Annotated in this window: 18 protein-coding genes and 6 tRNA genes; 22 read left to right on the forward strand and 2 right to left on the reverse strand. The window is 41.5% G+C overall.

Annotated elements, in window-relative coordinates:
• Position 1: 1 nt before the first annotated feature.
• The 4 genes from surE (at position 2) to rpoS (ending at position 3,465) form a co-directional block, all read left to right on the forward strand.
• Positions 2-751 (forward strand): 5'/3'-nucleotidase SurE, encoded by a 750-nt coding sequence (surE, locus tag GUY17_RS05645; protein ID WP_162022554.1) that lies wholly within the window; start codon positions 2-4, stop codon positions 749-751.
• Positions 748-1,383, forward strand: coding sequence for a protein-L-isoaspartate(D-aspartate) O-methyltransferase (locus tag GUY17_RS05650; protein WP_101086297.1), 636 nt, complete (start codon positions 748-750; stop codon positions 1,381-1,383). Before surE ends, GUY17_RS05650 begins: the two co-directional genes overlap by 4 nt.
• Positions 1,384-1,485: 102 nt before the next feature.
• The gene (locus GUY17_RS05655; RefSeq protein ID WP_162022555.1) at positions 1,486-2,415 is read left to right on the forward strand and encodes a peptidoglycan DD-metalloendopeptidase family protein; all 930 of its coding nucleotides are present in this window, start codon (positions 1,486-1,488) and stop codon (positions 2,413-2,415) included.
• Between the two features lie 78 nt (positions 2,416-2,493).
• A complete protein-coding gene (gene rpoS, locus GUY17_RS05660) occupies positions 2,494-3,465 on the forward strand; it encodes an RNA polymerase sigma factor RpoS (protein WP_101085622.1) in 972 nt (323 codons plus the stop codon).
• Between the two features lie 358 nt (positions 3,466-3,823).
• Here the strand turns inward: rpoS and mutS are convergent, their stop codons facing one another.
• Positions 3,824-6,421 (reverse strand): DNA mismatch repair protein MutS, encoded by a 2,598-nt coding sequence (mutS, locus tag GUY17_RS05665; protein WP_162022556.1) that lies wholly within the window; start codon positions 6,419-6,421, stop codon positions 3,824-3,826.
• Positions 6,422-6,706: 285 nt separating this feature from the next.
• Between mutS and recA the strand changes: the two genes are divergently transcribed.
• The 18 genes from recA (at position 6,707) to sugE (ending at position 23,650) form a co-directional block, all read left to right on the forward strand.
• The gene (gene recA, locus GUY17_RS05670) at positions 6,707-7,771 is read left to right on the forward strand and encodes a recombinase RecA (RefSeq protein WP_059746422.1); all 1,065 of its coding nucleotides are present in this window, start codon (positions 6,707-6,709) and stop codon (positions 7,769-7,771) included.
• Between the two features lie 809 nt (positions 7,772-8,580).
• Positions 8,581-11,205 carry an alanine--tRNA ligase gene (gene alaS / locus GUY17_RS05675; protein WP_162022557.1) on the forward strand — a complete coding sequence of 875 codons (2,625 nt, stop codon included), beginning with the start codon at positions 8,581-8,583 and terminating at the stop codon, positions 11,203-11,205.
• 460 nt (positions 11,206-11,665) lie between these two features.
• Complete coding sequence (csrA, locus tag GUY17_RS05680; RefSeq protein WP_011636538.1) at positions 11,666-11,863, forward strand: carbon storage regulator CsrA; 198 nt, start codon at positions 11,666-11,668, stop codon at positions 11,861-11,863.
• A 1,043-nt stretch (positions 11,864-12,906) separates the two neighbouring features.
• Positions 12,907-12,998: transfer RNA gene (locus tag GUY17_RS05685), tRNA-Ser, on the forward strand.
• Positions 12,999-13,020: 22 nt separating this feature from the next.
• Positions 13,021-13,097: transfer RNA gene (locus GUY17_RS05690), tRNA-Arg, on the forward strand.
• A 27-nt stretch (positions 13,098-13,124) separates the two neighbouring features.
• A tRNA-Arg gene (locus GUY17_RS05695) sits at positions 13,125-13,201 on the forward strand.
• 29 nt (positions 13,202-13,230) lie between these two features.
• Positions 13,231-13,307: transfer RNA gene (locus tag GUY17_RS05700), tRNA-Arg, on the forward strand.
• An 8-nt stretch (positions 13,308-13,315) separates the two neighbouring features.
• Positions 13,316-13,407: transfer RNA gene (locus tag GUY17_RS05705), tRNA-Ser, on the forward strand.
• A 73-nt stretch (positions 13,408-13,480) separates the two neighbouring features.
• A tRNA-Arg gene (locus GUY17_RS05710) sits at positions 13,481-13,557 on the forward strand.
• A 602-nt stretch (positions 13,558-14,159) separates the two neighbouring features.
• On the forward strand, positions 14,160-14,402 hold the full coding sequence (locus GUY17_RS05715) for an OadG family transporter subunit (protein WP_101085616.1): 243 nt from the start codon (positions 14,160-14,162) through the stop codon (positions 14,400-14,402).
• A gap of 13 nt (positions 14,403-14,415) precedes the next feature.
• Positions 14,416-16,194, forward strand: a complete 1,779-nt coding sequence (gene oadA, locus GUY17_RS05720) for a sodium-extruding oxaloacetate decarboxylase subunit alpha (protein WP_101085614.1) — start codon at positions 14,416-14,418, stop codon at positions 16,192-16,194.
• Positions 16,195-16,203: 9 nt separating this feature from the next.
• Positions 16,204-17,334, forward strand: coding sequence for a sodium ion-translocating decarboxylase subunit beta (locus tag GUY17_RS05725; protein WP_162022558.1), 1,131 nt, complete (start codon positions 16,204-16,206; stop codon positions 17,332-17,334).
• Positions 17,335-17,714: 380 nt separating this feature from the next.
• Positions 17,715-19,112, forward strand: coding sequence for a CmpA/NrtA family ABC transporter substrate-binding protein (locus tag GUY17_RS05730; RefSeq protein WP_217351072.1), 1,398 nt, complete (start codon positions 17,715-17,717; stop codon positions 19,110-19,112).
• A gap of 72 nt (positions 19,113-19,184) precedes the next feature.
• Entirely contained in the window at positions 19,185-20,117 is a 933-nt protein-coding gene (locus tag GUY17_RS05735; RefSeq protein WP_197708419.1) for an ABC transporter permease, read from the forward strand.
• Between the two features lie 10 nt (positions 20,118-20,127).
• Positions 20,128-21,000: an ABC transporter ATP-binding protein gene (locus GUY17_RS05740; RefSeq protein ID WP_162022559.1), complete on the forward strand. Its 873-nt coding sequence runs from the start codon at positions 20,128-20,130 to the stop codon at positions 20,998-21,000.
• 71 nt (positions 21,001-21,071) lie between these two features.
• On the forward strand, positions 21,072-22,343 hold the full coding sequence (locus GUY17_RS05745) for an alginate export family protein (RefSeq protein ID WP_243756157.1): 1,272 nt from the start codon (positions 21,072-21,074) through the stop codon (positions 22,341-22,343).
• A gap of 358 nt (positions 22,344-22,701) precedes the next feature.
• Complete coding sequence (locus tag GUY17_RS05750) at positions 22,702-23,184, forward strand: DUF3465 domain-containing protein (RefSeq protein WP_162022560.1); 483 nt, start codon at positions 22,702-22,704, stop codon at positions 23,182-23,184.
• A gap of 145 nt (positions 23,185-23,329) precedes the next feature.
• Positions 23,330-23,650, forward strand: coding sequence for a quaternary ammonium compound efflux SMR transporter SugE (gene sugE / locus GUY17_RS05755; RefSeq protein WP_101085602.1), 321 nt, complete (start codon positions 23,330-23,332; stop codon positions 23,648-23,650).
• A gap of 213 nt (positions 23,651-23,863) precedes the next feature.
• Here the strand turns inward: sugE and GUY17_RS05760 are convergent, their stop codons facing one another.
• Positions 23,864-25,111, reverse strand: a complete 1,248-nt coding sequence (locus GUY17_RS05760; protein WP_162022561.1) for a dicarboxylate/amino acid:cation symporter — start codon at positions 25,109-25,111, stop codon at positions 23,864-23,866.
• Positions 25,112-25,336: the final 225 nt, after the last annotated feature.

The raw sequence follows: 25,336 nt of genomic DNA on the forward strand, positions 1-25,336 counted from the left end.
AATGATTAATATTTTAGTCAGTAATGATGATGGCGTGAGAGCCCCCGGCATCATTGCATTAACCCACGCATTGAGTGAGTTTGCGCAAGTATTAACTGTCGCACCGGATCGTAATTGCTCTGGTGCGAGCAATTCATTAACCTTGACTAATCCATTAAGAATTAATAACTTAGAAAATGGCTATGTTTCGGTTAATGGTACACCGACAGATTGTGTGCATCTCGCGATTAGGCAATTGTGTCAAACCGAACCTGATATTGTCGTTTCTGGTATTAATGCCGGGGCGAATATGGGGGATGACACTTTATATTCAGGCACTGTTGCAGCGGCAATGGAGGGACGTTTTTTAGGTTTACCTGCCATTGCTGTGTCACTGGTTGGAAAATCATTAATCCATTACGATACAGCAGCTGTTTACGCAGCCAAAATTGTAAAAGGGTTGCTGCAACATCCTATTAGTCGTGATCAAATTTTGAATGTTAATGTTCCAGATTTACCTTTAGCACAAATTAAAGGGATTAAAGTTACCCGTTTAGGAGCGCGACATAAAGCCGAAGGTATGATAAAAACCCAAGATCCAGCGGGTAAAGATATATACTGGCTTGGTCCTGTTGGCAGTGAACAAGATTCCGGTGAAGGGACTGACTTTGGTGCTGTAGCTGCGGGATATGTATCTATAACGCCACTCACGGTAGACTTAACGGCATACAATCAACTTGATGGATTAGCCGATTGGATAATAAAAATATGACTCGTGTAGCTTCTACATCAGCAATGAATTTGGCCAAAAAACTGGCCGAGGCAGGGATTCGACATCCTGCGGTATTGCATGCTGTAGCAACAACACCACGTGAATTGTTCCTTGATGGTGCATTAGCTCATAAGGCGTATGAGAATACGGCATTACCTATCGGGCAGGGACAGACAATTTCGCAGCCTTATATTGTGGCTCGAATGACTGAACTGTTGCTGCAACATAATCCTCAAAAAGTGTTAGAAATTGGCACTGGTTCAGGTTACCAAGCCGCTGTTTTAGCATCGTTAATTCCAGAGTTATTCACAATTGAGCGTATAAAAGCATTACAAATACAAGCTCGTCAAAGACTAAAACGTCTAGATTTACATAATGTCGCATTCAAATATGGTGATGGTTGGCAAGGGTGGTCAAACCGTGGACCATTTGATGGCATAATGGTGACCGCTGCTGCTGCGACAGTACCTCAAGCATTGCTTGAACAATTATCCGAACATGGAGTATTGATTATTCCGGTAGGAGAAGACACCCAGCAATTACTCAAAATTACCCGCATCGGACAGACATTCAAATCTGAGATAATAGAGGCCGTTAAATTTGTTCCTCTCATTAATGGAGATTTGGCTTAGTTAACACGATACAAATGATTTTTATCCATTATTGATATTTTCGTTTGGAGTAAGCTTATTTAGCTTAACAATCACCTATTTCCCCGTTAAGGACTTTGTTTGATGAATACCGGTTGGCCCAACTTTGTGGTCTTAGCAATCATGCTCACTGGATGCAGCTTTCAAGCTGATCGTCCCGCACCGGTAGACAGCTTATCGTCAAAAAATCATGGTCCTCGGTATCATAAAGGCTCATTAAAAACCGATAAATATAAAGTACAGAAAGGTGACACACTTTATTCAATAGCTTGGGGGGCTGGACGTAATTTTGTCGAAGTTGCCCGTTTGAATCGTTTATCGGCTCCTTATACTATTTATCCTGGGCAAACGCTTAATTTAGCCACTACAAATAATAGTCAATCGGCACCTGCTCGAGCATCCCAACCTTCTGTTAATTCAGTACAAACCCAAGCCGTTACTAAACCCTATATTTCGAGTTCGAATAGTTCTATATTAAAAACAATCAAACCTACGGTTGCGCCAAACCCAGTCCCAGCAGTCGTTTCAGTCAGAACGAAAAAAGATCTTGATCACAAAGTGAAGCCTGCGTATTCTGTAACAACTACCCAACAAACAATTAACCAAAGTGCGAGTGGTTCTGTCGCTAATTTGCCACAGCAAGTTCAGCAATGGCACTGGCCAGTTAGAGGCCGAATAGTTGGATATTTTTCGGCATCAGAACAAGGCAATCAAGGTATAAAGATTGCTGGTAATCGCGGCGATATTATTAAAGCCGCAGCAGATGGGAGAGTCGTGTATGCCGGTAATGCACTGCGCGGGTATGGCAACTTAGTTATTATCAAACACAATGATGATTTTTTAAGTGCTTATGCGCATGCCGACACGATATTGGTTAAAGAAAAGCAATATGTGAGTGCAGGACAAACAGTTGCAAAAATGGGCAGTACCGGGACACACCAAGTTATGCTTCACTTTGAAGTACGATTTCATGGTAAGTCTGTCAACCCATTACGATATCTACCTAAACAGTAATTGTTTAGCAACATAAATAACGGAGGATAAGCAAGTGAAGTAGATTAAATACCACAAATTAGGTTTGGGAGAGCAATTATGAGCCGCAAAAATAATACTGCTTCAGCAGAATATCTTGTCGATCTAGCTAAACAACCACCAGAAGTTGCAACCGGTAAACGCGATTTGGTGCAACAACTTGATATTGAAGAAAAAGTCCAAGATGACTTACAAAAAAATTTAGACGCTACTCAATTATATTTAGGTGAAATAGGTTTTTCTCCGCTACTGACAGCAGAGGAAGAAGTGTTTTTTTCACGTAAATCCCTCAAAGGCTGCGAAAAGTCTCGCAACCGCATGATAGAAAGTAACCTCCGTCTTGTTGTTAAAATTTCCAGAAGATATAACAATCGTGGTTTAGCGCTGCTCGATCTGATCGAAGAAGGCAATTTAGGCTTAATTCGAGCGGTTGAAAAGTTTGATCCTGAGCGTGGTTTCCGTTTTTCCACTTATGCAACGTGGTGGATCAGACAAACCATTGAACGGGCGATCATGAACCAGACTCGCACTATCCGTCTACCAATTCATATTGTAAAAGAATTAAATGTGTACTTGCGTACAGCAAGACAGCTTGCCCAAAAACTTGATCACGAACCGACCGCAGAAGAAATCGCCGAAAAGTTAGATGTGTCGACCGGTGATGTTAGCCGTATGCTGAAGTTAAACGAAAGAATTACTTCGGTAGACTCGCCTCTGAGTGGCGATAATGAGAAGGCATTATTAGATGTTATTGCTGATGATGATTCCGTTGGCCCTGATTATCGGGTACAAAATGAAGATTTATCTAATTCGATAGTGGGCTGGTTAAACGAATTAAACACTAAACAACGCGAAGTGTTAGCAAGACGTTTTGGTTTACTCGGATATGAACCTTCAACATTAGAGAATGTCGGTGCCGAAATTGGTTTAACACGTGAGCGTGTACGTCAAATTCAAGTCGAAGCGCTTAAACGCTTAAAAGACTTACTTGGGGCGCAAGGACTGTCGGTTGAAGCATTATTCAGAGATTAATGGACAGTGAACGTTTATTGTGAATATTAGGCGGTTGACTATGATCAACACACAAATGATATGTCATCATTAATGTGTCAATAAGGTCAATTAAGGTATTGCGATATTAGGGTTAAGACCTATATGAGCATTTTAATTTTGCTCATGCGCTTAGGTTTATCCTACTAATCGCCAACTTAATTTAAGCGTTGTGTAGTGGCAACTTGACGATATAACCTAGGTATTACTGCTGGTGTTTTAATACTGTTGGTTCATTTCATCGTATTTCAGGGGCGTTACTCGTTTGATGTAACACCTAATACGTCATTGAAATGGAAGCCTTTGCAGGCTTCCACAGTTCAAAAATTCACTTGGCCAGTTATTTTCGTAGCTCGGTGTTCGTGTGACTTAATCGCTTCAACTCATATAAATAATCTAACGCCTGTTTAGGTGTCAATTCGTCTGGATTAATTTGGGCTAACTTTTTCAGTGCTAGTGATGGCTCTGGAATTGGAGGTAATAAGTTCATACTCACTTGAGTTGGATTCTGTTGAGATAATGTCATATCTCGGTTTTCTAGTTGATGAAGCTTATGTTTTGCCGCTTTAATGACGGAGGCCGGCACACCCGCTAGGGCCGCAACTTGTAGACCATAACTTTTACTTGCCGCACCTTCTTGTACCGAATGCATAAAGGCAATTGTGTCGTCGTGTTCTATTGCATCTAAATGCACATTAATCACTGACGGTAACAGCTCGGGCAATTGAGTTAATTCAAAATAATGAGTAGCAAATAATGTCAGGGCACTGACGTTTTTGGCTAGATATTCAGCAGCAGACCAAGCGAGTGCTAAACCATCATAGGTTGAGGTGCCGCGACCTATTTCGTCCATTAACACTAAACTGTTTGCAGTAGCATTATGTAAAATATTAGCTGTTTCGGTCATTTCAACCATGAAAGTTGACCGGCCTGATGCCAAATCATCTGATGCACCAATACGGGTAAAAATCCGGTCGATTTCACCAATTTGAGCATGGTCTGCTGGAACGAAACAGCCGATATGTGCCATTAATGTAATCAATGCTACTTGGCGCATATAGGTTGATTTACCGCCCATATTTGGGCCTGTGACAATAAGCATTTGGCGCTGTGGCGTTAATGCAACTGGGTTAGCAATAAACGCTGCTTGGCTAACTCGCTCAACGACAGGATGGCGGCCCGCTTCAATATTAATGCCAATGTCGTGGGTCATTTGTGGGCATTGATAATTAAATAATTGTGCTCGTTCGGCAAAGTTACTTAATATATCTAACTCGGCAGCAGCCGTTGCAAACTGCTGTAATTCTTGTAGTTTAGGTAACAACAAGTCAAACAGTTGCTCCCACAGTTGTTTTTCAAGCGCGAGTGCTTTGCCCTGGCTAGACAGTACTTTCTCTTCGTATTCTTTCAATTCTGGGGTGATATATCGTTCGGTGCCTTTGAGTGTTTGACGACGCTGATAGCTCAGTGGCACTCTATCTGACTGTAAACGGCTAACTTCAATATAGTAACCATGAACTCGGTTATAGCCGACTTTTAAGGTGTTAATCCCCGTTTGTTGTTTCTCACGAGCTTCAAGTTCGACTAAATAATCACTGGCGCCTTCACTCAACTTACGCCATTCATCTAACTCATTATTATAGCCAGTACGGATAACGCCACCATCACGAATTAACATGGGAGGGTTGTCTACAATAGCGCGTTCTAATAAATCATGTTGTTCAGGGAATTCACCCAGTAATTGCACTAACGTATTTAATCGAGGTTGTTGGCATGTTGCTAATGTTTGTTGGATTTCAGGCAGAAGCGTTAGTGCTTGCTTTAAACGTGAAAAGTCACGTGGTCTGGCACTGCGTAGTGCTAAACGAGCCATAATACGTTCGATATCACCTAAGCTTTTTAGTTGCTCATGTAAGGTTTGATATAAGTCTTGTTCAATGAGTTCACTGACTGCGCTATGGCGATATTGAATAGTTTGACGATTGCGTAATGGTTCATGGATCCAGCGTTGTAACATACGGCTACCCATAGGGGTTGCGGTATTATCTAACACCCATGAGAGGGTATTTTCTCGCCCGCCAGATAAATTTTGAGTTAACTCTAAATTACGTCTAGTTGCGGCATCTAAAATAATAGATTCAGATTGATTAAAGCGCACAATCGAGTTGATATGTGGTAACGCCATCTTTTGGGTATCTTTTACATACTGCATTAAACAACCTGCAGCTTGTAACGCCAATCGTGCATCAGTAATACCAAAACCGTGCAAATCTTTGGTACCAAATTGATTGAGCAGTAAATTAATACACGTGTCGTAATCAAACTCCCACTCTGGGCGACGACGGATGCCTTTCATGTTATTGATTAATAACATGTCAGCAAAATCTTCACTGTAAAGTAACTCTGCTGGATTAGTCCGCTGTAATTCGGCTTCTAAAGCTTCACGAGTGGGTAATTCTGCAACAACAAAACGACCAGACGAAATGTCTAAAGTCGCGTAACCAAAACCGCTTTTACCCTGATACAGTGCTGCCAATAAATTGTCTTGTTTTTCTTGCAGTAGAGCTTCGTCAGTTAAGGTGCCAGGGGTAACAATGCGCACCACTTGGCGCTCAACAGGGCCTTTTGATGTGGCTGGATCACCAATTTGCTCACAAATGGCTACAGACTGACCAATGTTAACTAATTTTGCTAAATAGCCTTCGACAGCGTGATATGGAATGCCTGCCATGGGAATCGGGTCACCGCCGCTTTTTCCACGAGCCGTCAGTGAAATACCCAGCATTTCAGAAGCGCGTTTAGCATCATCGTAAAACAGCTCATAAAAATCACCCATTCGATAAAACAATAACATATCAGGATGGGCCGCTTTTAAGCCCAAATACTGGCGCATCATCGGGGTGTGTTTTTCTAAATCGCTGGTATCAATCACTGTCATTATGAACACTTCACTATTAATCAATCGTAGGACGTAAATCTTATGAGGCTAATCTTAACAATATTTGCCCCCAGCGTATAAATAGATTCAAACAAAAAATTTTATGAGGATAAAATATTGATGTAAATGATCAATTCTCAAAGGTTTAAAAAAAAATCAGCTCAGCACTTGATACTGTATGACTATACAGTATACTGATGAACATATTGAAATGATTCACGTCACTTCACCTAAGTCGAAATAGCATTTTACTAAACGTATTGAATGCCTTAAGAGGGTTTTATAATGAAGGTTGATCCAAATAAAGAGAAAGCACTAGCCGCCGTTTTAAGCCAAATTGAAAAGCAATTTGGTAAAGGCTCAATTATGAAGTTGGGCGAAGATCGCACAATGGATGTTGAAACTATCTCTACCGGTTCGCTTTCATTGGATATCGCACTCGGTGCGGGCGGTTTGCCAATGGGACGTATCGTTGAAATTTACGGTCCAGAATCATCAGGTAAAACGACGTTAACTCTTGAAGTGATTGCCGCAGCGCAACGCGAAGGTAAAACTTGTGCGTTTATTGATGCTGAACATGCTCTTGACCCAATTTATGCGAAAAAGTTAGGCGTAGATATTGATAACTTACTTTGTTCACAGCCAGATACTGGCGAACAAGCGCTAGAAATTTGTGATGCGTTAACTCGTTCTGGTGCTGTAGACGTTATTGTGGTCGATTCTGTTGCAGCGTTAACGCCAAAAGCTGAAATTGAAGGTGAAATTGGTGATTCACATATGGGCCTTGCCGCTCGTATGATGAGCCAAGCTATGCGTAAGCTGGCTGGTAATCTTAAGCAATCAAATACTTTGCTTATTTTTATTAACCAAATTCGTATGAAAATTGGTGTGATGTTTGGTAGCCCAGAAACAACTACCGGTGGTAATGCACTAAAGTTCTACGCTTCAGTACGTTTAGATATTCGTCGTACCGGTGCCATTAAAGACGGCGACGAAGTTGTCGGTAATGAAACCCGCGTTAAAGTGGTTAAAAACAAAATTGCGGCTCCATTTAAGCAAGCTGAATTCCAAATCCTTTATGGACAAGGTATTAACCGTACTGGTGAGTTAGTCGATCTAGGTGTTGCGCACAAGTTAGTTGATAAAGCGGGTGCTTGGTATAGCTACAAAGGCGAGAAAATTGGTCAAGGCCGTGCTAATGCAGGTAAATTCTTGACTGAAAACCCCGTCATTGCCAGTGAAATTAATACCACTTTACGTGCGATGTTATTGAATGGTGGTGCTAATGCATCAGATTCTAAAACAGAAAGTGATGAGAATATTGACCTTGAAACGGGTGAAGTATTCTAAGCTAGTCAGTCAGTTACATCTATCGCGGTAGCGCATCTTGCGCGCCGCGAATATTCCCCCGCTAAAAGCCCCTGTTGTTATACCCTAAAAACGATAACCCTAAAAACGATAACGCTAAAAATTATAACTCTAAAAACTGCAACGTTAAAAACGTTGATATGTGAAAAATCTCAAGTACTCGATTATTGTCAATCTCAGGGTTATTGAGTCATATCCGCTACTCTGCGTTACTTTGAATAATCCCACATAGCTTTAATGCCCATACTTTTAATGATTTAGTTCTGAATTATTTAGCATTTTAAATCACACTATTTGCCAAAAAATCTATTAGTTCTGCAGTTACCTTCTTCAATTGGTTTAAAAGCTAATGTGTTACTCCTAACCACGCTCTTTTTATCGTGATAGCGGAGGTTTATCTGGTTAAATTAGAGGGCATTGAGCTCACTTCAAATGTGGATAACAGACCGAACACTCGACAACAAAGGTTTGTTATTAATCTGCAATCTCAAGCTGACCATTTGCTTACTCACAAGGCAGTCTTACCGCCAGCAACGAGCCAATTGCCTGTGAATTTAACGTCGTTAGTTGGGTAACGGGCTGTTCGGGAGGTGTTTATTACCTCGAGTTGAGCTTAGTTAACCTTAGTCGGTGAGATCGCTTATCAATAACTATTATTATCGGTTTATGCTCAGAGGATAATCGAGCCACTCATCTCGCATGTTGACCTAAATTCAGTATATAATGCTTACATTTACAGGCTTGCATGCCAAGCTCGTTACTTTCGTATTTTCTATATTCAGGGCCATTTCATGTTTCAGACTACAGCAGAGTTAAGAAGCGCTTTTTTAAAGTACTTTGAAGATAACGGACATCAGGTTGTTGATAGCAGCTCGCTTGTTCCCACAAATGACCCAACACTGTTATTCACCAATGCGGGTATGAACCAGTTTAAAGATGTGTTTCTCGGCATGGATAAACGCAATTACACCCGAGCGACAACTTCACAACGTTGTGTGCGCGCAGGTGGCAAACATAACGATTTAGATAACGTGGGTTATACCGCTCGTCACCATACTTTTTTTGAAATGTTAGGCAACTTTAGTTTCGGCGATTATTTCAAAGAAGATGCAATTCGTTTTGCATGGACCTTCCTAACCGAAACACTCAAACTGCCAAAAGAACGCTTATGTGTCACTATTTATGAAACCGATGATGAAGCATATGATCTTTGGACTCAAAAAATAGGCGTGCCAGCGGAAAATATGATCCGCATAGGTGATAACAAAGGCGGGGATTTTGCGTCAGATAACTTCTGGCAGATGGGTGACACTGGTCCTTGTGGTCCTTGTAGTGAAATTTTCTACGATCATGGTGATCATATTTGGGGTGGCCGTCCTGGCACGCCTGAAGAAGACGGTGACCGCTTTATTGAAATTTGGAACATTGTATTTATGCAGTACAACCGTCAGGCCGACGGTGAAATGTTGCCATTGCCAAAACCTTCTGTTGATACTGGTATGGGTATTGAGCGTATTGCTGCGATTATGCAAGGCGTGCATTCAAACTACGAAATCGATATTTTTAAACAACTTATTGCCAAAACAGCTGAAATTATCGGTGTAACCGATTTAGAAAATAAATCTCTGCGTGTTATTGCTGACCATATTCGTTCATGTGCATTTTTAATTGCTGATGGTGTTATGCCATCAAATGAAGGTCGTGGTTATGTGTTGCGTCGTATTATTCGTCGTGCAGTTCGTCATGGTAACAAGCTGGGTGCTAATGACGCATTCTTCTACAAACTTGTGCCAACGCTTATAAGCGTAATGGGCGATGCCGCCATTGGTTTAAAACAAACTCAAGCTATTGTTGAAAAAGCCTTAAAAGCGGAAGAAGAGCAGTTTGCTCGCACTCTTGAGCGCGGTTTAGTTATTTTAGACGGCGCGTTGAATAGCTTGCAAGGTGATACTTTAGATGGTGACACCTTATTTAAACTGTATGACACCTATGGTTTTCCTGTCGATTTAACTGCAGATGTTTGTCGTGAACGTGATATTAACGTTGATGAAGCTGGCTTTGAGTCAGCAATGGCTGAACAAAGAAGCCGTGCACAAGCTGCAGGCAACTTTGGCGCTGATTATAATAGCCAATTAATTATCGATGCAGAAACCTCATTTAGCGGTTATACCGAGTTAACTGGTCAGCCAAACGTGATTGCTTTATATGTTGACGGTAAAGCGGTTGATACCGTGATAGCGGGTCAGGATGCTGTCGTAGTATTAGACAACACACCATTTTATGCTGAATCTGGTGGGCAGGTTGGTGATAAAGGCCAGTTGACAGCTGAAGGCGTAGTATTTGCCGTTGCCGATACTCAAAAGTTTGGTCCAGCTACCGGTCACCAAGGTCAATTAGCTCAAGGTCAGTTAGTCATAGGCCAGCAGTTAACCGCAAAAGTGGATAAAAACTTACGTCATCGTACGCAATTAAATCATTCTGTTACTCACTTATTGCATGCTGCATTACGTCAAGTGTTAGGCTCACATGTGTCTCAAAAAGGTTCACTTGTTAATCCTGAACGTTTACGTTTTGACTTTGCTCATTTTGAAGCGGTTAAGCCATCAGAATTGAAGGCTGTCGAAGATTTAGTTAATACCCAAATTCGTCGTAACCATGAACTTTGTACCACTGAAATGGGCATTGATGAAGCCAAAGAAAAAGGTGCAATGGCACTATTTGGTGAGAAATACGATGACCAAGTACGTGTTGTCACTATGGGTGATTTCTCTATCGAACTGTGTGGTGGTACTCACGTTGGCCGCACTGGAGATATCGGTTTATTTAAAATCACTTCTGAGAATGGTATTGCTGCCGGTGTGCGTCGTATTGAAGCTGTAACAGGTATTGCTGCAATGGCTTATATTGCTGATCAACAAGCCATGTTAGATGAGGCTGCACAACTACTAAAATCAGATAGTGCTTCGGTAGTCGCTAAGTTAAAAGCTCAGCTAGATAAAGTGAAGCAATTAGAAAAAGATTTATCTCAATTAAAAGATAAGTTAGCTGCTGCGGCCAGTGCTGATATGGCCGGTGATGCAGTAGAAATCAATGGCGTTAAACTTTTAGTTAAACAACTTGATGGTATTGACCCAGGTTCACTTCGTGGTTTACAGGATGAGCTGAAGCAAAAGCTAAAGTCTGCGATTATTGTGCTAGGTACTGCTAAAGACGGTAAAGTTAATTTAATTGCTGGAGTCAGCAACGATTTAACCAAGAAGGTCAAAGCGGGTGAGTTAGTCGCAATGGTTGCACAGCATGTTGGCGGTAAGGGCGGTGGTCGTCCTGATATGGCACAAGCTGGCGGTACTCAACCTGAGAATCTAGCCGCAGCATTAGCCCTTGTAGAGCCCTGGGTAAACGAACGTTTAAGTTAATAAAATCTGTAGATTAGCGTTTTTTTGGCAATTGAGTCATAAAGTCTAAGATATGCGACTTTATGACTTGAGTGCTATGAATAGATTTGGCATAGTGAACTAACTTGCTAACAGTAAAAGCGTTTAAAAGGGTTGCTAGCGTTGGGCAATGCTTATTATTGTACTTATATGTAGTACTCTAATGTTGTATTGGTTTTCAATTCCTATCGTTTTTGTTATTGGTTTGCCGTATTGGATTGTTTAGTAACGGAGTCTTATATCGTGAATATGAATAATTTACGGTTGATCTCGTTTTTAAAAGACGACTAATCGTCAAGTTTTATGATTTCCTAAGAGAATTTGCTTTATAAACTGATGTATTCACCAATTGATACTATGATTTTATGTAAAGCAGACCTTATAATGAGCGCATATTACGGACAAAGCGTGTTATGCAGATTGAACTTAAAGGAGCAATCGAATGCTAATTTTGACTCGTCGAGTAGGCGAAACATTAATGATTGGTGATGAAGTCACCGTTACTGTGTTAGGTGTTAAAGGTAATCAGGTACGTATTGGTGTTAACGCACCTAAAGAAGTATCTGTTCACCGTGAAGAGATCTACCAACGTATTCAGTCTGAGAAGTCAGGTACCCCTTCTGAAGGTGGTAATTACTAATTTCGACAGATGATGTCGATATCATTAAAGCCAGCATTTGCTGGCTTTTTTGTTTTTGTATTGCAGTGGCATTACCGCTTTAGTTTAATCAGCCCTTATTCGTTAACCTCTGCTCGGAATTTTCACTGTCATCAAACGGTCATTTGTTTATGCGATTGCTTCAATTAAAAGACCCGCTAGTTACGTGTCATTTCGCTGGGTTAACCCAAATACAGAGCTAAATTTAGAACCAAATTCAAATAATAACGAGTCAATTTAAATATGAGTGACCAGTAAACATTCTACGCTTATCAATTTACCCATCTGTTATTCTGCGTTGAGGTTACATTAGCTCTAGCGTAGAGTACCTCACAGCTCCAATTTAAGGTTGTTGGTGTAAGCAGGACAATTTCCCCTTAAGTTGATACAAGACTGAAGTGGAATGAATGAGGCTCTCACAAAGCACTTTTTAACACACTGATTCAGTTTGTTAAACGCATCCATAAATGAGTCGTCATTTATTTACCATCTGACTAACGTATTTATTTTACTCGTGTTGAATTATCACTGGATGCTATTTGTAGCTAACAATTGGTATCAAACCATTTTTTTTAACGAGTCATTATTTAAATGTGCTTAATTCATCTTGATTATAGCGTTGTAATGGGAATCGTTGATCAATACAAATCCCATCGTAATCTCGTGCAAGCTATAGCAAATTAACCTTCCTAAATGGCATTATGCGGCTATTGTCGATATTGGTTAATATGATGTTGAATTGTAATAGTGAGTATAAATCACCCAATGACTAGGCTAGGTTGTTTAAATCAACGATGTGTTTAATTATATCTTTGGTTAAAAACCTTAAAATGCTTGTCGGACGAACAGAGGTTTAATGAGATTATGTCTGTAAATTAAAAAGAATATTCATCAAAAAACGACTGTTTTCATCAGGATTTGAGTCTATTATCTCCAATGTGCTTAAAAACACTCCAAATGAAGTTAGGTTTCCTAAAAAGGGTTTGACTTATTTTCATCAAACAGTAATATGTGCGCCAAGAAACGGAGAGGTGGCCGAGTGGCCGAAGGCGCTCCCCTGCTAAGGGAGTATGGGCTTTAAATCCCATCGAGGGTTCGAATCCCTCCTTCTCCGCCATTTCTTACAATAGATATACGATGCGGATGTAGCTCAGCTGGATAGAGTACCTGGCTACGAACCAGGCGGTCGGAGGTTCGACTCCTCCCATCCGCACCATTATTTATTAAAGTGTTAAACATGAATGCGCGTGTAGCTCAGCTGGATAGAGTACCTGGCTACGAACCAGGCGGTCGGAGGTTCGAATCCTCCCACGCGCACCATTTCATGTTTCACTAAAAACCCAATTTATGCGCGTGTAGCTCAGCTGGATAGAGTACCTGGCTACGAACCAGGCGGTCGGAGGTTCGACTCCTCCCACGCGCACCATATATTGCGGAGAGGTGGCCGAGTGGCCGAAGGCGCTCCCCTGCTAAGGGAGTATGGGCTTTAAATCCCATCGAGGGTTCGAATCCCTCCTTCTCCGCCATTCATTAAATAACGTCACGCACATGAAGTGCAGACGATAGCATTATTTATGAATGGCTTGTTTTACCGATTTTGCGCGTGTAGCTCAGCTGGATAGAGTACCTGGCTACGAACCAGGCGGTCGGAGGTTCGACTCCTCCCACGCGCACCATAATAAAAAGGCCCTGCATCAATGCAGGGCTTTTTTTTTGCTTAATTTTCATTGTCTTTCTCATCTTACTGCAACCGCTTTATCTCATAAAAATTTGATTTTCACATCTTTATTCACTTATTACTCATGTCATGTTTAATCATCTATTTCATCAATTTGTTAAACCAATAAAGTGTGAGTGATTTTTATCATTGAATTATGAATTTGTTAATTTTAAAGTGAATATAGTGATTTTATTGATGATTCATCAGGTTATTATCATTTTTTTTATATTTTATTGATTTTTTTTAATTGGCTCTCTCTATTTTGGTAAGACCAATTTACAAAAAGATAGCATTGTTGGTGTAAATTGTTTATATTTTGTGACAGGATTTTAGGTTTACAAACTCAGTTTGCGGTTTTTACCATGAAATACAACTTCATTGAATAAGTGTTGAGTTTGAATATTTATGCTTCTTGAGTAGTCAAGTTATGTCTGTAGTCGTTAAGGATGTTGTTGTCTTGGTGCACGTTTTGTGACATTGCACCGTGATAGCACATTGAGGGACGGTACAGAATAGTCAACGTATTGGTTTGATGTTTAACAGATAAAGTGAGGACACATGACATCGATATCTGAGCAGTTATCCGATGCGCTAGGCATTATGGTAATGGGCATGGGCTTAGTATTTATTTTTTTGAGTATCTTAATCATCGGTATTGGCATTGTTGCCAAGCTTTTTCCGGCCCCAGTAGAGGTTCCTACGCTAGCAACGGTAAGTGCTAATGTGCCTAAACATACCGTCTTAGACCCTAAGTTGGTTGCCGCTATTACCTCTGCGATACATCAATACCGCGCGAAATAAATTTGGAGTCATTATGAGCAAGCCATTAGCATTAACCGATGTCGTCCTGCGTGACGCACACCAATCATTATTGGCAACACGTTTACGTATTGACGATATGTTACCTATAGCACCGTTATTAGATAAAGTAGGCTTCTGGTCACTTGAGTCTTGGGGCGGCGCAACTTTTGATTCATGCATTCGTTATTTAGGCGAAGATCCATGGGATCGTATTCGCGAATTGAAAAAATCCATGCCTAATACCCCGCAACAAATGTTGCTTCGAGGCCAAAATTTATTAGGTTATCGACATTATGCTGATGATGTCGTTACGCGTTTTGTAGAACGAGCTCATACCAATGGCGTTGATGTATTTCGTATCTTCGACGCAATGAATGATGTCCGTAATCTTGAAACCGCGGTTAAAGCGGTTAAAAACGTGGGCGGCCATGCCCAAGGCACCATTTCATTTACCACTAGCCCTGTTCACAACATTGATACTTGGGTTGATATGGCTAAACGCCTAGAAGACATGGGCGCAGATTCTTTATGTATTAAAGATATGGCGGGTTTACTTAAGCCAATGCAAGCTTATGACCTCATTAGCCGCTTAAAATCACAAACGGACTTAATGGTGTCGATGCATTGTCATGCTACAACGGGCCTAAGCAGCGCTACATATCAAAAAGCGATTGAAGCGGGCGTTGATGTGCTTGATACCGCAATATCTTCAATGAGCCAAACCTACGGCCACAGCGCTACCGAAACGTTAGTGGCAATGGTTGAAGATACCGACAGGGCAACCGGTTACGATATGGTGTTGCTAGAAGAGATAGCAGCCTATTTTCGTGAAGTGCGTAAAAAATACGTCCGTTTTGAAGGTGCACTAAAAGGCATTGATTCACGTATTTTACGTGCTCAAGTACCTGGCGGCATGCTAACCAATATGGAAAATCAATTAAAAGAGCAGGGCGCAGCAGACAAAATGGATGCCGTGCTTGAAGAGATCCCGCGGGTACGTGAAGATCTTGGTTTCTTACCTCTCGTTACCCCAACATCGCAAATTGTTGGCTCACAGTCGGTGATCAATGTGCTGATGGGTGAGCGTTACAAGTCGATGACCAAAGAGACCGAAGGTGTACTAAAAGGTGAATATGGTGCGACGCCAGCGCCAGTTAATGCAGAACTACAAGCCAGAGTGCTAAAAGGCGAACAGCCAATTACGTGTCGCCCAGCCGATTTAATTGCACCAGAATTAGATAAATTACGTGTCGAGCTTGCCGAAGCCGCCAAAGAGCAGGGCTTTAGTTTAGCTGCAGAATCAGATGACGATGTAATGACTTATGCGTTGTTCAATCAAATTGGTCTTAAGTTTCTTAAAAATCGCGGCAATCCGGATGCGTTTGAACCTGTCCCAAGTGCAGATGATTTACAAGTGAAAGCCGATAAAGGCCCACAAACCTATACCGTCGATGTCGATGGTCAACATTTTGTGGTCGAAGTGAGTGAAGGTGGTGAGATTGGTCACATCGCGCCAGCATCAGCTGCACCTATTACGGCAGCGTCTGCAACGGTCGCCTCAGCGCCTACGGGTGAGATTAAGTGCACCATGGCCGCGCCGTTATCGGGAAATATTTTCAAAGTGTTAGTCAGTAATGGTCAAGCGGTTAAAACCGGTGAAGTGATCATTATCCTGGAGGCGATGAAAATGGAAACCGAAATTCGTGCTCAACAAGATGGTGTTGTAACTCAGTTAGCGGTTAAGCAGGGTGACAGTGTAACTGTAGGTTCAACATTGTTGTCATTAGCATAAGAGGTCGAAATGGAAGGATTATTGGCTTTTTGGGCTGAAACGGGTGTCGCTAACTTTACTGGTGGCCAACTGCTAATGATGGCTGTTGGTTGTTTATTGTTATTTCTAGCGGTAATTAAAGGATTTGAACCGTTATTGTTATTACCTATCGGATTTGGCGCCATATTAGCCAACATTCCTAATGCAGGTTTTACCGATGAAGGTGGCTTACTGTATTACGCTTACCATGTCGGGATTGAGACTGGGGTATTCCCATTGCTCATCTTCATGGGGGTGGGTGCATTAACTGATTTTGGTGCGCTAATTGCTAACCCTAAAACACTATTGTTAGGGGCTGCGGCGCAATTTGGGATTTTTGCCACTTTACTTGGTGCTATTGCCTTAAATTGGGTACCTGGGTTTGAGTTTAGTATGCAAGATGCTGCAGCTATTGCCATTATTGGTGGAGCAGATGGTCCAACGGCAATTTTCTTAGCCTCTAAACTAGCGCCTGAATTGTTAGGGGCGATTGCTGTTGCTGCATATTCATACATGGCGTTAGTGCCATTAATTCAGCCGCCGATCATGAAACTGCTAACCACTAAAGCCGAACGTGAAATTAAAATGGAACAATTGCGTGAAGTCAGTAAGAAAGAGAAGATTATCTTTCCACTGATGGTGCTAGGATTAACCATTTTATTTTTACCTGCAGCAACCCCATTAATTGGCATGTTCTGTTTGGGCAATTTAATGCGCGAATCGGGCGTAGTGGATCGTTTATCGAAAACGGCGCAAAACGAGTTAATCAACATAGTGACTATCTTTTTAGGTCTTGCTGTTGGGTCTAAGCTATCAGCAGATCAATTTCTGCGTATCGAAACGCTAGGTATTTTAATCCTTGGCGCGGTTGCGTTTAGTATTGGTACTGCTTCTGGGGTATTGATGGCTAAATTAATGAGTAAGCTCTCTGGCGGAAAAATTAACCCACTTATCGGTGCAGCAGGCGTTTCTGCTGTGCCAATGGCTGCACGAGTAGTGAATAAGGTAGGTTTAGAGGCTAACAACCAAAACTTCTTACTCATGCATGCTATGGGACCTAACGTAGCAGGTGTGCTAGGCAGTGCTGTTGCTGCAGGTGTTTTGCTGGCAGTACTAGGCTAAAACTTACCAGATGATTCAAAAGCCAATGCCTTTGCGTTGGCTTTTTTGTTTTTATCTACTGGTACAAAATTACTTATACCTCTTTTGATGCATATTGGTGCACTTAAACTGTTTTATTGCACTGTCGTAGCATTACGTTACTTAATTGTTAAAATTAAAGTTATTTAAAATCAACCTGTTAATGTTTTGGCATGAAAAATGGATAGCAAAGGTTGTATATTTGATGAGCCATATCAAGTCTTTTTAGACAGTACAGGTTATCAATTTTACAACTAACTGACTGATAAATAATATTTAATAAATTCAATTTTAGCAAAGGCGCTATCGAGATATTCCTAAATGGATATCCGAAGCGCCTTTTTTTATTGTCAATTTTCATAATGGGGAAAAATATGAACTGGAAAATATCGTTAACTCAGCAGATTAAGTCTTTATTACTGGGGGTCAGTATTGGGGCAAGTTTGTGTATCAACACTGTAAGTGCCGAAGTGGGCTTTCCTGAAAAAGAAGAGCTCAGGTTTGGTTTTATCAAATTAACTGATATGGCACCTATTGCGGTTGCTTATGAAAAAGGTTATTTCGAAGAAGAAGGTTTATACGTCACGATTGAAGCGCAGGCAAATTGGAAAGTGTTACTCGATGGTGTGATTGATGGTCGATTAGATGGGGCCCACATGTTAGCGGGTCAACCTATTGCTGCAACAATTGGTTACGGTACTAAAGCGCACATTATTACCCCATTTTCGATGGATTTAAATGGTAACGCAATTACGGTATCAAACGACGTTTGGGCCAAAATGAAGCCGCACATTGCTAAACAGGCAGACGGTTTTCCCGTTCATCCCATTAAAGCTGATGCATTAAAGCCCGTAGTAGAAGAATTTAAAGCGGCTGGTAAGCCATTTAATATGGGTATGGTGTTTCCGGTTTCTACACATAACTATGAATTGCGTTACTGGTTAGCCGCTGGTGGGATTCATCCTGGGTTTTACGCACCTCATAAAGGAGATACATCAGGGCAGATTGATGCACAAGCTTTGCTGTCGGTAACTCCGCCCCCACAAATGCCCTCGACACTGGAAGCGGGCACAATTAATGGCTATTGCGTTGGTGAGCCCTGGAATCAGCAAGCTGTGTTTAAAGGCATTGGTGTACCTGTGGTGACCGATTATGAAATTTGGAAAGATAATCCTGAAAAAGTGTTTGGTATTACAGCCGAGTTTGCCGAAAAATATCCAAATACCACTATACGCCTTACTCGTGCGTTGATCCGCGCCGCTAAATGGTTAGACGACAATAACAATGCTAACCGCCCAGAAGCGGTAAAAATACTGTCTCAATCTAATTATGTTGGTGCTGACTATGAGGTGATTGCTAATAGTATGACGGGTACGTTCGAATATGAAAAAGGCGATAAGCGCGCGGTTCCAGACTTCAATGTATTTTTTAGGCATCACGCAACTTATCCATATTACTCAGATGCGATTTGGTATTTAACTCAAATGCGCCGTTGGGGCCAAATTGAACAAGATAAATCTGACGATTGGTATAAAGACATCGCCGCAAAAGTCTATCGTCCAGATATTTATGCTAAAGCCGCGCAATCACTCATCGACGATAAGCTCATCCCCGCAGCTGACTTTCCAGATTTCAGTAAAGAAACCGGTTTCAAAGCACCGCAAACTCACTTTATTGATAACTTAGTTTATGACGGCAGCAAGCCTAATGCTTACATTAATTCATTTGTAATTGGATTAAAGCAAGGCGACAAGCTGTAACAACCCGTTAAGGAGTCTTGGATGAACAGTCTTTATTCTATTGCACAAAATCGCTTAATTGAACGAGGCAACATGGCAGTTGTTATGCTGAAAATAGCCGAGTTAAGTAGGGCGATACTATTACCGTTTATCGGCATTGCGATATTTTTAGCTCTGTGGGCGGTGACAGCTAATAGTATTGAAACCTCTCTAGGTAAGTTTCCGGGACCGGTTGCTGTCGTGTCGCAATTTGACAATTTGTATCAGGAGCATATAACTGAGCGCGAAAAGGCCGAGGCTTTTTATCAACGTCAAGAAACACGAAATGAGGCGCGTGTTGCTAACGATCCAAGTTATGTCGCCAAAGTACGTGCTTACACAGGTAAAGAAACTTTTTGGGATCAAATTGTCACTAGTCTAATTACCGTCATGAGTGGTTTTATCTTAGCGGCCATTATTGCTATTCCATTGGGGATTTGGATGGGGTTAAGTCGCAGTTTGCAGGCAGCAATTAACCCCATTATTCAAATTTTTAAACCCGTATCGCCACTCGCTTGGTTGCCTTTAGTTACCATGGTGGTCAGTGCGCTGTATGTCTCGCCGGATCCGCTAGTGTCTAAATCATTTATTAACTCCATGCTCACGGTCACCTTGTGCAGTGTTTGGCCAATGATTATCAACACTACAATCGGCGTGACGAGTATCGACAGCGACCTCATCAATGTCAGCAAAGTATTGCGGTTATCGGCAATAACCCATGTGCAAAAAATCGTCTTACCAGCATCTATCCCAATGATTTTTACCGGTATGCGCTTATCCCTAGGGGTCGCGTGGATGGTATTGATTGCCGCGGAAATGCTGGCGCAAAATCCGGGGCTTGGAAAATTTGTTTGGGATGAATTTCAAAATGGTAGTTCTGATTCATTAGCGCGAATTATGGCCGCGGTGGTTGTTATTGGCTTTATTGGCTTTTTATTAGACCGAGGCATTCTGGCCTTACAGCATTGGGTATCTTGGGATCAATGAGGGTAACAACATGAGCACATTTTTAGAGATTAGCGGCGTTGATATGGTTTTTCCCACGCCTACAGGATCTTTTACAGCGCTTAAAGACGTGAATTTGAAGATAAATAGAGGCGAGTTTATCTCTTTGATTGGTCACTCTGGTTGTGGCAAATCGACCGTACTGAATATTGTTGCAGGTTTATACCAAGCCAGCTCTGGTGGGGTCATTTTAAAAAGTACTGAAGTTAAAGCGCCAGGACCTGAACGGGCGGTGGTATTTCAAAATCATTCGTTACTCCCTTGGTTAAGTGCCTATCAAAACGTTGAGCTTGCTGTAAAACAAGTGTTTGCTGGCAAGATGAGCAAAACAGAAATGAAACAGTGGATTGAACATAACCTGCAATTAGTGCAGATGGATCATGCTATGCATAAACGTCCAGGAGAGATTTCTGGTGGAATGAAACAACGAGTCGGTATTGCAAGGGCGCTTGCTATGCAACCGGAAGTGTTGCTGATGGATGAGCCATTTGGAGCATTAGATGCGTTAACACGAGGACACATGCAGGACTCGTTAATGGAGATCCAAAGTCAGTTAAATAATACCGTGATTATGATTACCCACGATGTAGACGAAGCGGTGTTGTTGTCTGACAAAATTGTCATGATGACCAATGGTCCAGAAGCCACAGTGGGTGAAATTTTAACAGTCGACCTTCAAAGGCCAAGAAACCGCCTAGCGTTAGCTCAAGATACTGAGTACAACCGACTGCGTTCTGAGGTACTTAAATTCCTGTATGAAAAACAACGCAAGATAGAATCACTGTCAGCAACAAAACAAGTATTTAAAATGCAAGATAAATCACAGACACCAATTAATGAAGCCGTTAAAGTAAGCAACAGTTAGTTTGCTAGTCGCACTGTTACGCTTTACAGCGTGTTGATAACTTAACTTAAAATAACTATTTGGGATGTAAGATGAATAAAAAACTGCTTGCGAGTCAAGTTGCGGATAAGGCTTGCCTAAATTCTGCCTTTACAAAAAAATGTGCCTTATCGGTACTTAGTTGTTCACTATTACTGGCTATGGGAAATGCTTCTGCAGCGGATGTTAAAGTCACATCAATCGCTGATGCAGTGACTCAGGGAACAGCAAATGTAGATTTGAATTTGCGTTATGAATCTGTCGATCAAGACAATGCGTTAAAAGATGCTGATGCATTGACACTTCGGACTCGTTTAACCTTTGCTACCGCTGAATATTACGGCTTAACAGCTTTAGTTGAGTTTGAGGATTCACGCAGCTTAGCAGGGGTTAATGATTATAATGACGCGATTGGCAACAATGCTGATTACTCTGTGATTGCAGACCCTGAAACAACTGAATTAGACCAGGCTTTCTTACAATACAAGCGTAATGGTTTTACTGCTAAAGCTGGGCGTCAAGTTATTGCTATCGATAACCAACGTTTTATCGGCCATGTTGGCTGGCGTCAAGATCGCCAAACATTCGATGCCGTTACTATGCAATATGCAATGAATGACTTTAGCGTTGACTATGGCTATATCTACAAGCGCAACCGTATTTTTGCAGAAATAAAAGACATAGATTCAAAAGATCACATCATCAATGCATCATATAATTTAGGCTTGGGTAAGCTAAGTGCTTACGGCTATCTGCTTGAGGAAGATACCAACCTTGATAACGGCGTTGACACTTATGGCGTGCGCTTTGCTGGTGCTAAAGATATCGACAAAATCAAACTACTTTATACGGTAGAATACGCCACACAAGATGCCGATACCGCAACCACATCTTATTCTGCTGATTATTTATTGGGCGAAGTTGGCGTAGGTTTTAGCGGGCTGACCGTCAAGTTAGGATACGAGCTGCTTGGGTCTGATAATGGTGAATATGGTTTTGCAACACCGCTTGCCACTTTACACGCATTTAATGGTTGGTCTGATCAATTTTTAGGGACGCCAGCCCAAGGGCTAGCCGATACCTATGTGTCTATTGGTGGTAGTATTGTTGGTGGTAATTGGGCGTTGGTTTACCATGATTTTGAAGCTGACGAATCTAGCGCTACGGTAAACGATTTAGGCGACGAAATTGACGCCGTATTCAGTTTACCAATTGATAAAAATTATACCGTAGGTGTTAAATACGCCGCTTATTCAGCAGGCGATGCTGGAGCCGGTAAAGTTGATACTGATAAAGTGTGGCTTTGGGCAAACGCGAAGTTCTAATTTGGCAAGCTAGTGAAAAAAGCGAGTATCAATTGATACTCGCTTTAATCTTTTTTTACATTGCGTTTTTGTGTCCAGTTTTGAAATCTATTTACCCTCCTAAGCTCAACCAAGTCAGTTAACTATTCCTGCTACTATCTTATGTAGAGCCTAAAATTGCTGCTAATCCGTGGTCTCTAACGGTGCTAAATTAGACTGGATTAGATAAAATTCACTGCCTGCATAATCAATTTGTAATCTAAAGATTTGTAGTCATCCTGTATACTCGTCATCATCATTATCTTGTGTTCCTTTTGGGTTGTTATCGTATAATATCTGTTTAACTATCTTGTTAATTAGGCTAAGGAAAGCACAACACATGAAAAAATGGCTCGCGTTACTCGTTATAATTTTTTCGTCATATCAATGGTTCGTTTTACCGCAATATAGTGTGGCTGAATCATTCACCGATACATCAACCACCGCACTCAAATCTAACTCCACAGTGCAATATTCTGTAGCCCAAAATAACAATGCACTCATCCAGCAAGCATTTGATCACCAACAGGAAAATGTTCAGGTACAAGGTCTGGGAACCGTGGTTAAACTGCTACCAGATGACAATAAAGGCGCTAGACATCAAAGATTAATTGTTAAGATATCTTCTTCGATCACCGTATTAATTGCACATAATATTGATTTGGCGCCACGGATTGATGCGATATCGGTCGGTGATGAGATACAATTTTACGGTGTGTATGAATGGAATAACAAAGGCGGCGTAGTGCATTGGACTCATGACGATCCTAATGGCCGCCACCTTAATGGTTGGTTGATGCATCAGGGTAAAACGTACCAATAGTAGATCGCAACCTACTCAGTGAATGCCCTAATCACAAGATAATGGCTTAGGTTGTTTTTGTGATACTGATATCTGTTTATGTGACGTGAGGACGACCTTACCTCTCTATTTCATCCGGGGACGGCCCCGTAACACAGAGGTGTGTATGTCTTGGTTTATTTTGGTGGTAGCGGGATTATTTGAAATTGTATGGGCGATAGGACTTAAATATAGCGAAGGTTTTACTCGTTTATGGCCAAGCGTCGGTACTATTGTCGCCATGTTGATTAGTGTTGGGCTACTGGGCATTGCGATGAAATCGTTGCCCGTTGGAACGGCTTATGCTATTTGGGTTGGAGTGGGAATGGTAGGGACTGCAATACTAGGAATGGTATTGTTTAATGAGTCAGTCACATTGATTCGATTAGTGAGTCTACTGTTAATTGTTATTGGCATTATCGGATTGAAACTGTCGGGTTCAACGTAGATCGTTTCTGATGTAGACGACTGTTGACCTAGATTTTTGGATGTGGAACACTTTTCCAATTTAAGTCATTCCAGCGTTAGCTCAATAGCCTTCACTCATTTATGGGCGTTTATCTTTTTTGACGATTGACACTAAAAAGCCAGCACTAAAAAGTGCTGGCTTGTTTAAAAATGATCAAGGTATTTTAGGTCAAACCATACAATGAAAATATTGTTAAGCGGTTTGCTCAACCGGTTTTTCATCTGAGTAAAATTGCTCTACGTCCAATTGGCCTTCCGATTTTCCAATCACAACCGCAGTCATCATATCGCCAGTCACGTTAGTTGCCGTGCGGATCATATCAATAATACGGTCAATGGCTGCGATAAAGGCAATACCTTCTAGTGGTAAGCCTATCACGCCCAAAGTCACGGTTAACATCACCATCGCACTACCAGGAACTCCTGCTGTGCCGACAGACGCTACCGTTGCCGTTACCGCAATCAACATGTAGTCCGTCATATCAAGCGGAATACCGTAAATTTGCGCAATAAAAATGGCCGCAATAGCAGGATAAATACCGCCACAACCGTCCATGTTCATAGTTGCGCCGAGTGGCAGTACAAAAGCACTGTAACGTTTCGATACGCCCATTGCTTCAGTACTACGTGTGCTGGCAGGTAAAGTACCAAAGCTTGATGCGGTACTAAAGGCCACAATTTGAGCCGGCATGGCTTTACGGAAAAATTGCAGTGGACTTAAACCCGCAGCAAATTTAACTAAACCGCCATACACAAAGATAATATGAATTAACGCGGCAATATAAATCGCAATAATAAACTTACCCAATGGTAATAATGTACTTAAGCCATACTCGCCCACAACCCAAGCCATTAAACCAAATACACCAATAGGTGTCAGTTTTAATACCATACGCGTTAGTTGAAACATCACTTCAGCGCCAGCTTCAATCACGTTTTTAAGCGGTGCTGCTTTCTCGCCCACAGCATTAATGGCAATGCCAATTAACGCGGCAAAGACAATAATTTGAAGCACATTGCCGTCGGCTAATGAGGCAAACGGATTCACCGGGATCATATTGAGTAATACCTGAGCAAAGCCTGGAATATCACGTTCGCGAACTTCCGATGTGGCTAAGGCTAGGTTACCGCCCATGTCGATAAGGCTGCCGACAGTTAAACCAATAAATGAAGCAATGGTGCCGGTAAACATAAACATGGCTAAAGTTTTAAAACTTAAGCGCTTTAAATTACCTTGTGAGCCCAGCGAGGTAATGCTCACCACAATGGCACAAAATACCAAAGGGGCAACCAGCATTTTAATGGCACTGATAAACAGATCGCCAAGAGGCTTTAACATCACGGCTGACTCGCCTAATCCGACGCCGGTGAGCGTTCCTAAAACAAAACCTGCAATGACTTTCTGCCAAAAAGGGATGCGTTTGAGCGTTTGCAATATCATGAAAGTTCCAAATTATGTCATTGTGACGTCGCTAAATCTGATTAGGCAACATCGTTGTACGTAACTCATTATGTTCATTAATGAGTGATTAATTACTTAAAAGCTAAACCCTACAATGGCGATGTGTTGCGGTATTTCGGTTTAGTTTCTTATGGCTATGCGTGGTATTTACGCTAAATAATGCCTTAATAAACCCGCTGAGGTTAATAAATATTAATCGCATTG

It is taken from the genome of Shewanella sp. Arc9-LZ, from assembly GCF_010092445.1.
GTDB lineage: Bacteria > Pseudomonadota > Gammaproteobacteria > Enterobacterales > Shewanellaceae > Shewanella.